This window comes from Streptomyces platensis (genome assembly GCF_008704855.1).
GTDB classification, from domain to species: domain Bacteria; phylum Actinomycetota; class Actinomycetes; order Streptomycetales; family Streptomycetaceae; genus Streptomyces; species Streptomyces platensis.
In genome coordinates, this window is the sequence record NZ_CP023691.1 from 3,458,010 (window position 1) to 3,472,342 (window position 14,333).

Annotated in this window: 10 protein-coding genes; 7 read left to right on the forward strand and 3 right to left on the reverse strand. The window is 72.9% G+C overall.

Going from position 1 to position 14,333, the window contains the following annotated elements:
- The first annotated feature begins 502 nt into the window (after positions 1-502).
- The 4 genes from CP981_RS15135 (at position 503) to CP981_RS15150 (ending at position 5,659) form a co-directional block, all read left to right on the forward strand.
- Positions 503-1,897 (forward strand): ABC transporter substrate-binding protein, encoded by a 1,395-nt coding sequence (locus tag CP981_RS15135; RefSeq protein WP_244330041.1) that lies wholly within the window; start codon positions 503-505, stop codon positions 1,895-1,897.
- Between the two features lie 137 nt (positions 1,898-2,034).
- Positions 2,035-3,390, forward strand: coding sequence for a carbohydrate ABC transporter permease (locus CP981_RS15140; RefSeq protein WP_244329660.1), 1,356 nt, complete (start codon positions 2,035-2,037; stop codon positions 3,388-3,390).
- Entirely contained in the window at positions 3,387-4,298 is a 912-nt protein-coding gene (locus CP981_RS15145) for a carbohydrate ABC transporter permease (protein ID WP_085926703.1), read from the forward strand. The genes CP981_RS15140 and CP981_RS15145 overlap by 4 nt, the downstream gene beginning before the upstream one ends.
- 416 nt (positions 4,299-4,714) lie before the next feature.
- Positions 4,715-5,659: a class I SAM-dependent methyltransferase gene (locus tag CP981_RS15150; protein ID WP_085926702.1), complete on the forward strand. Its 945-nt coding sequence runs from the start codon at positions 4,715-4,717 to the stop codon at positions 5,657-5,659.
- 57 nt (positions 5,660-5,716) lie between these two features.
- Here CP981_RS15150 and CP981_RS15155 read toward each other — a convergent pair whose 3' ends face one another.
- A complete protein-coding gene (locus tag CP981_RS15155) occupies positions 5,717-6,403 on the reverse strand; it encodes a class I SAM-dependent methyltransferase (RefSeq protein ID WP_085926701.1) in 687 nt (228 codons plus the stop codon).
- Positions 6,404-6,651: 248 nt separating this feature from the next.
- On the opposite strand from CP981_RS15155, the gene CP981_RS15160 reads away from it, so the two are divergent.
- The 3 genes from CP981_RS15160 to galE all read left to right on the forward strand — a co-directional run bounded on the left by CP981_RS15160 (position 6,652) and on the right by galE (position 13,231).
- Positions 6,652-10,284: a bifunctional glycosyltransferase/CDP-glycerol:glycerophosphate glycerophosphotransferase gene (locus CP981_RS15160; protein WP_085926700.1), complete on the forward strand. Its 3,633-nt coding sequence runs from the start codon at positions 6,652-6,654 to the stop codon at positions 10,282-10,284.
- A 265-nt stretch (positions 10,285-10,549) separates the two neighbouring features.
- A complete protein-coding gene (locus tag CP981_RS15165) occupies positions 10,550-12,202 on the forward strand; it encodes a glycosyltransferase family 2 protein (RefSeq protein ID WP_085926699.1) in 1,653 nt (550 codons plus the stop codon).
- 51 nt (positions 12,203-12,253) lie between these two features.
- The gene (galE, locus tag CP981_RS15170) at positions 12,254-13,231 is read left to right on the forward strand and encodes a UDP-glucose 4-epimerase GalE (protein ID WP_085926698.1); all 978 of its coding nucleotides are present in this window, start codon (positions 12,254-12,256) and stop codon (positions 13,229-13,231) included.
- A gap of 109 nt (positions 13,232-13,340) precedes the next feature.
- Here galE and CP981_RS15175 read toward each other — a convergent pair whose 3' ends face one another.
- Together CP981_RS15175 and CP981_RS15180 are read right to left on the reverse strand one after the other, a co-directional pair.
- A complete protein-coding gene (locus CP981_RS15175) occupies positions 13,341-14,000 on the reverse strand; it encodes a class I SAM-dependent DNA methyltransferase (RefSeq protein WP_085926697.1) in 660 nt (219 codons plus the stop codon).
- Positions 14,001-14,055: 55 nt separating this feature from the next.
- On the reverse strand, positions 14,056-14,328 hold the full coding sequence (locus CP981_RS15180; RefSeq protein WP_190144841.1) for a DUF1876 domain-containing protein: 273 nt from the start codon (positions 14,326-14,328) through the stop codon (positions 14,056-14,058).
- Between the last annotated feature and the right edge of the window lie 5 nt (positions 14,329-14,333).

Consider the following 14,333-nt stretch of genomic DNA (forward strand, 5'->3'; position numbering starts at 1 on the left):
CGCGGAAGGCGGTATTGCGAACCCCGTGGCCAGGGCGTAGGACTGTCGCACACCGCACGGCACCGTATGAGGCGCGGCACGGCAGCGGAACGCGCGACGCGGCGCCCGGCAGGAACGCACGGCACGGCACGGCAATGCTCGACGCACGGCACGGCGTACGGCACGACGCACGACGCACGACGGGCAGCTACGCACGGCGCGACGCACCGCGGCGCACCGCATTGCGGGACGCCGCGGGCGCGCCCGTACGACGTACCGCGCACCGCGCAGCGCGCAGCGCGCCGCATGATGCACCGCGACGCGTCCCACGGCGCACCGCGCACGTGGCCGCACCACCGCACCACCACTCGGCACCACCCGCACTACCCGCACCGCACCACCGCACAGCACCGCACCACCCGCAATGCAGGGACGCCGCGGCACGGCATCGCGCGGCGCTTCGCAGTTGGCACGGCAGGCGCAGCGATAAGGGGCTACGGGGATGGGCAGACGACTTGACCGTATGGGCCGTAATCGGACTGGCCGCGACCGTAGGGGCCGGGCGGCTGGGCGGGCCGTGGCTGGGGTGGGGGTGATTGCGGCGCTTGCCTTGGCGTTGGCCGGGTGTGGGAGTGGGGGCGGGGCAAAGGAGGATGAGGGGGGTCGTGGCGGGAAGGGGGGTGGTACTGCTCCTACCGTGCGGCTTCCTTCGCTGAAGGGGGAGAAGCTTCAGGTCACCGCTGTGTGGACGGGGCCGGAGCGGGACAACTTCGGGAAGGTGCTGGAGGAGTTCGAGAAGCGCACCGGGGCCACGGTGGACTTCGTGCCCAGTGGTGACGACATGGCCGGGTTCATCGGGTCCAAGATCGCCGGTGGTGGGCCGCCGGATGTGGCGATGCTCCAACAGGTCGGTGTGCTCAATGAGTTCGCCCGGAAGGGGTGGCTCAAGCCGCTCGGGGCCGGCGCCAAGGCTCAGCTCGCGAAGAACTATGCGAAGGGCTGGCGGGATCTCGGCGCCCATAAGGGCACGCCGTACGGGGTCTACTTCAAGGCCAGTAACAAGTCGCTGGTCTGGTACAACGCCCGGGCGTTCGACAACGCCGGCGCCAAGGAGCCGAAGACCTGGCCGGACTTCGTCAAGGCGGCGGAGGTGATCGCCGAGTCGGGTGTGGAGCCGGTGTCGGTGGGCGGTGCGGACGGCTGGACGCTGACCGACTGGTTCGAGAACATCTACCTCTCGCAGGCGGGGCCCGGGAAGTACGACCGGCTGGCGCAGCACCGAATCAAGTGGACCGATCCGACGGTCAAGCAGGCGCTGACCACGCTCGGGCAGCTCTTCGGCCGGAAGGATCTGCTGGCGGGCGGCAACTCCGGTGCGTTGCAGACGGATTTCCCGACGTCGGTGACCCAGACCTTCAGCGGTGGTGCGGCCCCCAAGGCCGCGATGGTCTCGTCGGCGGACTTCGCCGCCGCCAACATCACCCAGACCAGGGCCAAGGTCGGTACGGACGCCAAGGTCTTCCCGTTCCCGGCGGTGGGCGTCAGGTCGCCGGTGGTGACCGGCGGGGATGTGGCGGTGGCACTCAAGGACAGCAAGGCGTCGCAGGCGCTGCTGACGTTCCTGGCGTCGACGGATGCCGCGAAGATCTGGGCGCAGGCGGGCGGGTTCATCTCGCCCAACAAGGAGCTTGATCAGGCGGCGTATGCCGATGGCGTGATGCGGGAGATCGCCAAGGCGCTGGTGACGGCGGGGGATGACTTCCGCTTCGACATGTCCGACCAGGCGCCCGCCTCGTTCGGCGGTAAGCCGGGTCAGGGTGAGTGGAAGGACCTTCAGGACTTCCTGAAGAACCCGAAGGATGTCGCGGGCGCGCAGGCGCAGTTGGAGAAGGACGCCGCGAAGTCGTTCGGGCACTGAGACGCGTAGACGTTCAGTGCGCGTAGTCGGTGAGTGCGTGTAGGCGTTGCGTGCGCGTAGGCGTTGCGTGCGCGTAGGCGTTCGGGCGCTGCGTATGTGCCGCCGTCCGTGTCGAGCGGGACCGGGGGACCGTCACGATGAGCGACGTACAGGTCAGCGGGGCCGGTGGGCGGCGCCGGAGGAGTGCCGGGGGCGGGGGCCGCGGGCGGGTGCGGGGTGGCCGTCGGTGGCTCGCCGGGGTGTTTCTGCTGCCGGCGCTGGTGCTGCTCGGTGCGCTGGTCGGCTATCCGATCGTGTTCTCCGTCGTCCGCAGCCTGTTCGACGCGTCCGGTGACGGCTTTGTGGGGCTGGACAACTACGGCGCGATGTTCTCGGACGAGGGCATCCGTACGGCGCTGCGGAACAACGTCATCTGGGTGGTGGTGGCGCCGACGGTGTCGACCGCGCTGGGGCTGGTCTTCGCGGTGCTGACCGAGCGGATCCGCTGGGGCACCGCCTTCAAGCTGGTGGTGTTCATGCCGATGGCGATCTCGATGCTGGCGGCCGGGATCATCTTCCGGCTGGTCTACGACCAGGCCCCGGAGCGCGGCGTCGCCAACGCGGTGTGGGTCGGCGTCCATGACACGTTCGCCGACCCGGCGCCGTTCCCCGGCGCCAAGCCGCGGCCGCGTGCCGGTCTGGAGGCGTCGGGGGGCGGCTCCTTCACCACCGGGTCGGCCGTGCGGGCGGGGTCTCCGGTGCTGCTGCCGCTGGTCGCCGTCCAGCCGGACGATCTGCGCGGTGCGCGGGCGGCGGCCGCCGCCCGGCCGCGGCCGGGCAAGGTCACCGGTACCGCGTGGCTGGACTTCACCCGGGGCGGTGGCGGCCGGCCGAAGGCGATCGACGGTGACGAGAAGGCGCTGGCCGGTCTGCGGATCGAGGCGGTCCGGGGCGGCAGGGTGGTCGCCTCGGCGACGACGGCGGCCGACGGCAGTTTCGCGCTGCCCGCCGGCCGGGCCGACGGTGCCCGGCTGCGGCTGCCCGCGGCCAATTTCGCCGAGGCGTACCGGGGGGTCGACTGGCTCGGTCCGGCGCTGGTCACCCCGGCCATCATCGGCTCCTATGTGTGGATGTGGGCCGGTTTCGCGATGGTGCTGATCGCGGCGGGTCTGGCGGGTGTGCCGCGGGAGCTGCTGGAGGCGGCGCGGGTGGACGGTGCGGGCGAGTGGCAGGTCTTCCGCCGGATCACGGTGCCGCTGCTGGCGCCGGTGCTGGTGGTCGTGCTGGTCACGCTGATGATCAACGTGTTGAAGATCTTCGATCTGGTCTACATCATCGCGCCGGGCTCCAGCATCCGGTCCGCGAATGTGCTGGCGCTCCAGCTCTTCCAGTCGTCGTTCGGCACGGATGTCGACGAGGGTCTGGGCAGCGCGATCGCCGTGTTCCTGCTGTTGCTGGTGCTGCCGGTGATGTACGTCAATCTCCGGCGTCTGCGGAAGGAGCGTCGCCGATGACGACGGTGGAGGGTGTCGTCCCGGCGGGGCGCTCCGGCGCCGGTGCCGTACGGGCCCGGCGGCCGCTCGCCGCGCGGATCGCAGCGCGGACCGGCGGCGGTGCGGTGCGGGTCTTCCTGGTCCTGGTGGCGCTGTTCTGGCTGATGCCGTCGGTGGGGCTGCTGCTGTCGTCGCTGCGCAGCCCGCGGCAGATCGCCGAGTCCGGCTGGTGGCAGGTCTTCAGTGAGCCGGCCCAGATCACCTGGGACAACTACAGCCGGCTGCTGTCGAACGAGAAGGTGATGGGTTCGCTGCTGACCACGGCGGCGATCACGGTGCCGGCGACGGTGCTGGTCGTCGTCATCGGCTCGCTGGCCGGTTACGCGTTCGCCTGGATGGATTTCCCCGGCCGGGACGGCTGGTTCCTGGCCGTGGTGGGGCTGCTGGTGGTGCCGGTGCAGGTGGCGCTGATCCCGGTGGCGAAGCTGTTCGGTGCGGTCGGGCTCTTCGAGACGACGGCCGGGGTGATCCTTTTCCATACGGCGTTCGGGCTGCCGTTCGCGGTCTTCCTGCTGCGGAATTTCTTCGCGGAGATCCCGCGGGAGCTGCTGGAGGCGGCGCGGCTGGACGGGGCGGGCGAGCTGCGGCTGTTCACCCGGGTCGTGCTGCCGCTGGGCGGTCCGGCGATCGCGTCGCTGGCGATCTTCCAGTTCCTGTGGGTGTGGAACGACATGCTGATCGCGCTGATCTTCGCGGACAGCGGGAATCCGCCGGTCACGGTCGCCCTTCAGCAGGAGGTGCGGCAGTTCGGCAACAACATCGATGTGCTGGCGCCCGGCGCCTTTCTGTCGATGGTGGTGCCGCTGATCGTCTTCTTCGCGTTCCAGCGCCAGTTCGTGTCCGGTGTGATGGCGGGTGCGGTGAAGTGATCTGCGCACGGGGCCCGGCGCGGTGAAGTGATCTGCGCACGGGGGCCCGGTGCCGCCGTGCCGCACGCCATCTTCCGTTCATTTTCGTCCGCCTACGATGTGGCCGCTGCCGTGCCACGCGCGGTGCGGCCGGGCTCTGTCCTGGCGACTGCCTGAGCCGCGCCCGCACGTCCCGTGCTCCGGGGCGTGGCGCCCCGGCCCCTGCCGGGCCGCGCTCCCGTGCAGCGTCCCCGGCGCCGCGCGCGCCCACAACTACAGAGACGCACCACCGCGGAGACGCACCACCGCAGGCCGCAGCTCTCTCCCCGCGTTTCCCCGGTACATCCACGGCAGCCAGCGCCGGCACATATCGCAGCTCCCCCACGCACGTGTCGTCTTACGCCCTACGTTCCCGACCGTCTGGAGACGGACCGCACATGACTGCCCCCATCGCAGACCAGAGTGCCGCACAACTCCCGCGCCCCACCCGGCTGTCCGAGGTCAAGGGCTGGTTCTTCACCGCGGACCAGCTGCTTTTCGACTGGTTCCTGACCCGCCAGAAGGAGCGTGCGGAGCCGGGTGATCTGCTCGAACTGGGGGCGTATATGGGCAAGAGCGCCATCTTCCTCGGTGCGCGGCGGCGGGCCGGCGAGCGCTTCACGGTCTGCGATCTCTTCGACTCCCCCGCCGAGGACGCCTCCAACTCGCAGGAGATGCAGAAGTCCTACGCGACGTTGACGCGGCGCGCTTTCGAGGCGAACTACCTGGCGTTCCATGAGGAGTTGCCCACCATCGTCCAGGGTCTGAGCTCGCTGGTCAGTGAGCATGTCGACGAGGGTTCGGTGCGCTTCGCGCATATCGACGCCTCGCATCTGTACGAGCATGTGCACGGCGACATCCTCGCGGTGCGCGAACTGCTCACCGGCAATGGTGTCGTGGTGATGGACGACTACCGGGCCGAGCACTGTCCGGGGGTGGCCGCCGCCACCTGGCAGGCCGTCGCGAACGAGGGGCTGCGTCCGGTCTGCATCACCGGCACCAAGTTCTACGGGACCTGGGGCGACCCCGAGCCGCTCCAGCAGGCCCTGATCGAGTGGATCAAGGCCCGCGGCGACATCTGGCACGAGGTGCAGTACGTCAACGGCGCCCCGCTGGTCCGGCTGAGCGCCAAGGGCGCCAAGGAGCCCGCCCACCCGGTGTCCCGGCACCGGTCCACGGGCGTCCGCGCCCCGCAGCGGCCGGCCGCGGCCCGGGCGCCGGAGGCCTCCGCGGCCCGTCCGGGCCCGCGCCGCGGCACGCTGCGCCGGGTCGCCCTGGACGTGCTGCCGCCGGTGATCACCAGGGCGGTCGTGAACGCCCGCAAGCGGGCCCGTACGCACTGACCGCACAGCGCGGGGCCGGGGTGGCACACGTCCGCCCCGGCCCGCGCCCCGGCCCGCCTAGCGCGGCACCTGCCCCAGCAGGACGAACGCGTTGGCGCGCAGCAGCATCCCGGCCGGGCGGGGCAGCGGATGGGAGTACGTGCGCCGCACGGTGAGCCCCGCGGACTCGGCGAAGGCGCGCAGCAGCGGGAAGTCGGTGAAGCGCACCGGGGTGGGGCCGGCCCGGTGTCCGGCCTCCTGCGCGGTGATCAGCAGCACCCCGCCGCCGGGCCGTACGTACGGCACATACGCCCGCAGCAGTCCCTCGACCTGTTCGTCGTCCAGGTGCTCCAGGACGTGTGCGGTCAGCAGGGCGTCGAAGGCGCCGGGGCGGGCGTGCGGGCTCGCGAGGAAGGTGTCGGCCGTGTAGGCGGTCAGTCCGCGCTCCCGGCAGCGCGCCACGGACCGGGGGTCGTGGTCCACGCCGACGCTGCCGGGCGCGCAGTCGGCGAGGGTGTCGCCGGTGCCGCAGCCGATCTCCAGGACCCGTCCGCCGCCGATCCGCCGCAGCTGGCTGCGGAACGGGGACCGGGCGGGCAGCAGCCGGGCCGGTCCGCGGCGTCCGTGCTCGGCCGGCAGCCGCGCGGTGGAGGCGGACGGGGCGGTGCCCGCGGGGGGCGCGGGCCGAGCGGTCCGGACGTCGCTGCCGGGCGGCCCGGCGTCGGGGCTGTCGGTGGCGGCGGAGCTGTCGGTTCGGCCGGGCATCGGGACGCGGTCACCTTCCCTGGGGAGACACGGCGCGGGGCGTCGTGAAGCTGTGCAACGGGTCTACGGCATCGGACGCGGCCCGGCGCTACGGCGCGCCGACTTCACACACTGAGCGTAATCATGTGAACACGCAGTGTCGATGATGTGTCTCACCCTTTCAGCGCAGATCCGGTGACCGTGCCGCCGTGGGCGAGTTGAACGGACCGGTCTTGTGCATCGCCAGTCCGGAAAGGCTTGGTCCGCGTATGAAGCCACGGCTCACCGTCGTCGTCCCGGTCCATCGCACCGAGGGGTCCGAGCGGAATGTGGAGGAGTGCCTGGAGTCGGTCGCGGCCCAGACGCTGACCGAGCTGGATGTGGTGCTGGTGGCCGGTCCACCCGGGGCGGGGTCCGGGGACGCCGCCCCGGAGGCCGGTCCCGCCGCTCTCGCCCGGCGGTTCGCCGCCCGTGACCCGCGGTTCCGGATCGTCCACCACCAGGAGGGCGGGCCGGCCGCCGGCTGCGGCGCGGCCCGCAACACCGGGGCCCGGCACGCCTATCCGCACACCGGCTATCTCGCCTTCCTCGACGCCGAGGAGGATGTGCTGCTGCCGCGCGCATACGAGGATCTCGTCGGCCTGCTGGACCGGTCCGGGTCGGATCTGGCGACCGGCAACGTCTACCGGCTGGGCGCGGCCGGCCGCAGCCAGTCCGCCCACCATCCGGCGGGCCGGGAGACCGCGCTGCGTACCCGGATCGGCGACGACCTGACGCTGCTGTCCGACCATGTCGCCCGCAACAAGGTCTTCCGCCGCGCCTTCTGGGACCGGCACGCCCTGGCCTTCCCGGAGGGCGAGTGGTGCCATGACGCGGCGGTGACGCTGCCCGCGTTCTTCCTCGCCGACGCGGTCGATGTGCTGCACGAGCACGTCTGTTACCGGCGGCTGCCGGAGGGGCCCGGCCGGCACCGGCAGCTCGATGCCCGGGGCGTACGGGACCGGTTCGCGGCGGTGGCCGGTATCCGGCGGTTCCTCGCCGACCCGGCCCGCGCGGGGCTGAGCGGCCACCGGCGCGACTACGACCGCGCGCAGCTCACCGAGGGGCTGCTCGACCTGGTGGAGGCGCTGCCGGGGGCCGCCCCGGAGTGCCGGACCGCGTTCCTGGACTGCGCCCGCGACTTCCTGTCCGGTGTGGATCCGCGGCTGTTCCCCGCGCTGCCGGTGGAGCTGCGGATGCGCTGGTATCTGATCCGCGCCGGGCGGCTGGCGGATCTGCTGGCGCTGCTCACCCATGAGGCCCGTAACCCGGCCGGGTTCACGGTCGCCGGGCCGCCGCTGCGCAAGCGTGCGGTGCTGCCGCTGGCCCCGCCGCTGGAGCTGCCGCCGGGTGTGACCCGGCTGGACCGGGCCGACTTCCCCGTCGTGGCGCGGGTGCGGGAGGCGGTGTGGCGGGACGGGGTGCTGGTGCTGCGCGGCTATGCCTATCTCCGCAATCTGGATGCCGCGGCCCGGCACCGTTACCTGCGGACGGCCGTGCTGTCGTGCGGGCGGCGCCGGGTCCTGCTGCCGATGCGCCCGGTCCCGATGCCGGAGGCGACCGCCGAGTCCGGTCAGGAGCTGCACTGTTACGACTGGTCGGGCTTCGAGCTGCGGCTCGATCCGGCGCGGCTGCGCAAGGGCGGCCGCTGGGAGGAGGGCGACTGGACGGTCGGGGTGCTGCTGGCGTCGGCGGGGGTGGTGGGGGCCGGGGCGCTGTACGCACCGGACACCGGTTCGGGGGCCGCGCCGCGTACCCATGACGTGGCCGGGGGCGGTGCGGATGACGGGCTGCGGGTCACGCCCTGGTACGCGGGCGGGCGGCTGCGGCTGTCGGTGCACCGGCGCACCCGGCGGCTGGCCGGGCACCGTGCCGCGGCGGCCGGTGACCTGGACCTGACCGTCGCCGTGCCCGGCCCGCCGCCCGCCGCGCTGCGGCTGACCCACCAGGGCACCGGCACGGTGGTGTCGTTCCCGGTGGAGACGGCGCTGCCCGGGGAGGCGGGGGCCACGGAGACGGATCCGGGGGCTTCCGACGGGGCGCCCGGCGGCCCGCCGTCGTCGCACACCTTCCGTATCCGGCTCGACGCCCTCGCCGCCGCCCGGCCCACCCGGGACGGCGCGCCGCGGGCGGTGCCGCCCGCGCACACCGAGAGCTGGACGCCGGAGCTGGTGCTGCCCGGCGGCGGCACCGACCCGGTCGCCTGTGCGCCCGGGCTGACGCCGGTGCCGTATCCGCTGCCGCACGGCCGTGAGCTGGTGGTGGCCGCCACCCCGGCCGGGCAGCTCGTCCTGCACGACCGTGTCCCGCAGCCGTATCTGGACCGGCTGTTGTGGCGCGCGGACGGCACCCTGCTCCTGTCGGGCGGGCTGCCGGCCGCCGCGCCGCACGCCACCGAACTGGTCCTCAAGCACGGGGCGCACGCCACCGAGCTGGCCTTCCCCACCACCCATGACGAGGGCCGGTTCCACGGCACGCTGCCGCTGGGCGGGCTGCCCTCGCTGGCCGGGGCGGTGCCGCTGCGCGAGGGCCGCTGGACGCTGCATCTGCGCGAACGGGGCGCGCCCGGCTCCCCGTTGGACGCCCCGGTCCGCTGTGCGCCGTCGGTCCTCGACGGGCTGCCGGCGACCCGTACGGTCCGCGGCAAGCCGTTCAGCCTGGACCGGCACCGGCACGACGAGGCGCTCGTGGTGGCGGGGCCCGCGCTGCCGGCCACCGACCGCGGCCCCTACCGGCGCCGGATGCTGCGCGAGCAGCACTACTCGCTGCACCGCTCCCGGCCGCTGCGCGACACCGTCCTCTACAGCAGCTTCGGCGGCCGGGCGTACGGGGATTCGCCGCGGGCGGTGCACGAGGAGCTGGTCCGCCGGGGCATGGAGGTGGAGCATCTGTGGGCGGTGCGGGACGCGCAGACCGCGGTGCCGGTGACGGCCCGTGCGGTGCTGGTGGGCAGCGCCGAGTGGCACGGGGCGCTGGCGCACAGCCGCTGGGTGGTCACCAACACGCATCTGCCGCGGTGGTTCACCCGCCGGGGCGGCCAGCGGATCATCCAGACCTGGCACGGCACCCCGCTGAAGCGGATCGGCGCCGATCTGGCGGGCACGCTGTGCGCGGGCCTGGCGCATCTGGCGCCGCGGCCGCGGGTGAGCCGGCAGTGGAGTGTGCTGCTGTCGCCCAACGCGCACAGCACCCCGGTGCTGCGGTCCGCGCTGGGCTACTCTGGCCGGCTGGTGGAGACCGGACTGCCGCGCACCGACGCCCTGTTCGCGCCCGACCGCGAGCTGACGGCGGCCGCGGTGCGGGAGCGGCTGGGCATCGAGCCGGGCCGGAAGGTCGTGCTGTACGCGCCGACGCCGCGGGACGATCTGGCGTACGACGCGGGCCACCACCGGCTGCATCTGCCGCTCGATCTGAACCTGGCGCGGCGGGAGCTGGGCGAGGACCATGTGCTGCTGGTCCGCGGCCATCCGCTGGTGGCCGACCGGCTGCCGGCGCACCATGCGCCGTTCGCCCGCGATGTGTCCGCGCACCCGGACGCCACCGAGCTGCTGCTGGCGGCGGATGTGCTGGTCACCGACTATTCGTCGCTGGCCGTCGACTTCGCCAACACCGGCCGCCCGATGTTGTTCCTGACTCCCGATCTGCCGCATTACCGGGACACCCTGCGGGGCTTCACCCTGGACTTCGAGGCCCGGGTGCCGGGGCCGCTGCTCGGCTCGACCGGTGAACTGATCGACGCGCTGGGCGACTTGACGGCCATCACGGCGGCGGGCGCGGACGCGTACGCGGATTTCCGGGCGGCCTTCTGCCACCGGGACGACGGCGGTGCGGCGGGCCGGGTCGCGGACCTGATGGAGCGGTGACCGGAGCCGGTCCGCCGCAAGATGAGGGTGGCCGGATCGGCATCCTGCGGCCCTCACGTCGTTACAGCATGTGCAGGTGCCCTCACGGGCCCCGGCACACCCCGAGCCCGGCTCCCGCCCGGCAGAAGACGGCAAGAGGGCGGAAAAGCGGAGCGACGGGTGCAACCGTGCGACGGATTTCGCCCTCTGAATCATCGGAAATGGGTTCGGAATTCCCGCTCGCGCCAAGAGATGCTGTCGACACGAAATGTAGATTTCAGTGACTGTGAAAGAAGCCCTTGAGCCACTGCCGGGGCCCACCATCACGCCATCCGCGCAGGTCAGCATCGTCGTCATCGCCTTCAACGATGTCGGCCATGTCGGCGAGGCGGTGCGCTCCGCCCTCGCGCAGGGAACCCCCGGCGAAACGGTCACCGAAGTGATCGCGGTGAACGACGCGTCCACCGACGGCACCGGCGCCGCCCTGGACGCCCTCGCCCGTACCGAACCGCGGCTGCGGGTCATCCACCGCGACGAGAACAGCGGCGGCTGCGGCACCCCCCGCAATGACGGGCTGCGGGCCGCCACCGGGCGGTTCGTGATGTTCCTCGACAGCGACGATGTGCTGCCGCCGGGTGCGGCCCGCGCGCTGCTGGCGGCCGCGCTGGAGCATGACGCCCCGGTCGTGGCCGGTGCCTGTGTCCGCCGTGAGCTGCCCGCGCACCGCGATGTCCCCTGGCAGCCCGGCCTCTACCGCGAGCCGGCCGTCCATGACTCGCCCGACGCCAGCCCGCAGCTGGTCCGGGACACCTTGTGCGTCAACAAGCTCTACGAGCGGGCGTTTCTCGACAAGCATGCGATCACCTTCCCCGAGGGCCGTTTCACCTACGAGGACTTCGTGTTCACCGCGCGGGTGCTGGCCGCCGCCCCGCGGCTCGCCACCATTCCCGACCGGGTCTACGTCTGGCATGTGCGCCGCTCGGCCGCCCGGCAGTCGATCTCGCTGGACCGCAAGGACGTCGCCAACTGGCAGGCGCGGATCGCCGCGCACCGGGCCAGTGTGCAGATCTTCCAGGAGGCCGGGCACAAGGCGCTGGCGCATGCCGCGCGCACCAAGTTCCTCGACCACGATCTGCGGATGTACGTCCGCGAGCTGCACACCCGCGGCGCCGACTACCGCGCCGAGTGGTGGCGGCTGACCCGGGAGTATCTGGCCGGTTTCGACGAGCCCGAGCTGCGTGCGGCGCGTGCCCCGGCGCGCTGGCTGGCCCGGGTGGTGCTGGCCTCGCCGGCCCCGCGGGACCTGGGGCGGCTGACGCAGCTGGCGGCCCGGCCAGGACGGCTGCTGCCGCCGTACGCGGAGGCCGGCGGCCGCGCGGTGTGGTCCGGGGACCTGCCCGAGGTGGAGCTGGACGCGCTCGGCACCAAGCCGATGCACCGGCTGCCGGTGACCATAGACGCGGAGCCCGCCGTCAGCAGCCCCGGTGTTCTGCGGCTGCGGGTGCACGATCTGTACGGGCGGCTGGCCGCGGCCGGGCCGGAGAGCATCGACATCGAACTGCGGCGCCGCCGGGACGACCGGCGCGGCCCGGTGCACACCGCCGCGCTCACCCCGGCCCCGGCCACCGGCGGCTCGGAGACCTGCTGGACGGCGGAGATCGTGCTGGATCTCGGTGCGCTGGTCGAGCGGGACGGCGCGCACCGTGCCGACCCCGAGCCGTGGGATCTGATGGCGCGGGTCAGCTGCGCGGACGGGGCCGGTTTCCGGGCCGCGCTGCGGGCCATCGGGCCGGGGCTGCGCCGCCGGGTGCTGCCCAGCCGCCGCCATGTGCTGCTGCTGGTGCAGCCGTATGCGACGACCGGCGGCGCGCTGTCCCTGCGGGTCGCGTCGGGTCTGCGCAGCGTCTGGCGGATCGCCGCCCGGCGGCTGCGCAGCTGACCACCCCGGACCACTCCCATCCGCTTCGTCCCCGAGCCTAGGATTGATGCCATGTCTTACTTGATCACGGGTGGTGCCGGCTACATCGGCTCCCATGTCGTACGGGCCCTGCGCCAGGCGGGCGAGACGGTCGTCGTGCTCGACGACGTGACGACGGGGGTGCGCGCCCGGGTCCCCGAGGACGTCCCGCTGGTCGTCGGCTCCACGCTCAACCGTGAGCTGCTCGACACCACCTTCGCCGAGCACGGCATCACCGATGTCATCCACCTGGCGGCCAAGAAGCAGGTCGGCGAGTCCGTCGAGATGCCGCTGCTCTACTACCGGGAGAATGTGCACGGTCTCCAGACGCTGCTGGAGGCGATGGCCGCGGGCGGCGTCGGCCGGCTGGTGTTCTCCTCCTCGGCCGCCGTCTACGGCATGCCGGACGTCGACCTGGTCACCGAGGAGACGCCCTGCACGCCGATCAATCCGTACGGCGAGACCAAGCTGGTCGGCGAGTGGATGGCCCGTGCGGCGGGCCGGGCGCACGGCATCAGCACCGCCTGCCTGCGCTACTTCAACGTCGCCGGGACGGCCACGCCGGAGCTGGCCGACACCGGGGTCTACAACATCGTCCCGATGGTCTTCGAGCGGCTCACCGCGGGCGCCGCGCCGCGCATCTTCGGCGATGACTACGACACCCCGGACGGCACCTGCATCCGCGACTACATCCATGTCGCCGACCTCGCCGAGGCCCATGTGGCGGCCGCCCGGAAGCTCGCCGAGCCGGGTCCGGTGCGCGATCTGACGCTGAACATCGGGCGGGGCGAGGGGGTGTCGGTGCGCGAGATGGTGGATCTGATCGCCGGGATCACCGGGCATCAGGACATCACCGCCGAGGTCACCCCGCGCCGGGCGGGCGACCCGGCCCGGGTGGTGGCGTCCGCCGACCGGATCGCCGACGAGCTGGGCTGGAAGGCCCGGCACGACGTCCGCGACATGATCACCTCGGCCTGGGAGGGCTGGCGGTACCACCACCCGCAGGCCTGACCGGGCCGCGTACCCCGCGTACGGCCGCCGGCACCGCGCTCAGCGGTACCGGCGGCCGCGTCGTGTGGGGGGGCGCCCGTTGTGGCGGCCGGCCTCGGGTCTCCCGGCCTCAGGCCCCGGCCGGTTTGCGGGCCATGAGAACGGCCTGCGGGGTGGACTCCCCCAGCTCCTCGTCCGGCTCCCGCAGCATCCGGGTCCGTACCTCCAGGCCGGCCGCGGTCAGCAGCCCGGCGATCCGGTCCGGCCGGCGCCGCCGGAAGTCGAGCGCCACGGGGTGGCCGAACGGCTGCGCCACGTGCAGCGGCTCGTCGCCGACCTGGAAGGCGAGCAGCAGCATGCCTCCCGGGGCCAGCAGCCGGTGGAACGCGGCGAACAGCTCCGGCAGCCGCTCCTGCGGGGTGTGGATGATCGAGTACCAGGCGACGATGCCGGCGAGGGCACCGTCCGGCAGCTCCAGGCCGGACATCGCCCCCACCTCGAACCGGACCTGCGGATGTGTCCGCCGGGCCAGCGCCACCATCTGCGGTGACAGATCGACGCCGAAGACGGGCAGGCCCAGACCGGCGAGGTGTGCCGTCACCCGGCCGGGGCCGCAGCCGAGGTCGGCGACCGGGCCGGCGTCGGCGGTCCGTACGAGTTCGGCGAACCCGGCGAGTACCGCCCGGTCCATCGGCCGGGCCGCGAGGTGCTCGCCGAAGTGCGTGTCGTAGTCGGTGGCGATGGCGTCGTAGAACGCCCGGGTGGTGTGCAGGAAGTCCGGTTCGGTCACGGACGGGCACCCTACTCCGGGCGCCGGGCCCGCGGCGGGGCGCGGCGGGTGCCGCTCAGATCAGCGGGTGGGACGTCCGGCCGGACGCCTCGTCGATCTCGTCGTGGGCCTTGGTCAGCAGTTTCATCGCCAGTTCGTTGAGCGCTCTGGCGCCCGCGACCTCTTCGCCGACCCTCGGCTGGTTGGAGTCGACGGGGTGGCGGCTGGCGTATCCGTGGGACCGCACCTCGGTCCCGTCGGGGAGCCGTACGAGGGCGGCGGCGCGAGTGCGGTGGTTGTCCTCCTCGAATTCCAGCTCGACATGCCATCCGACAGCGGTCTGCAACATGACGA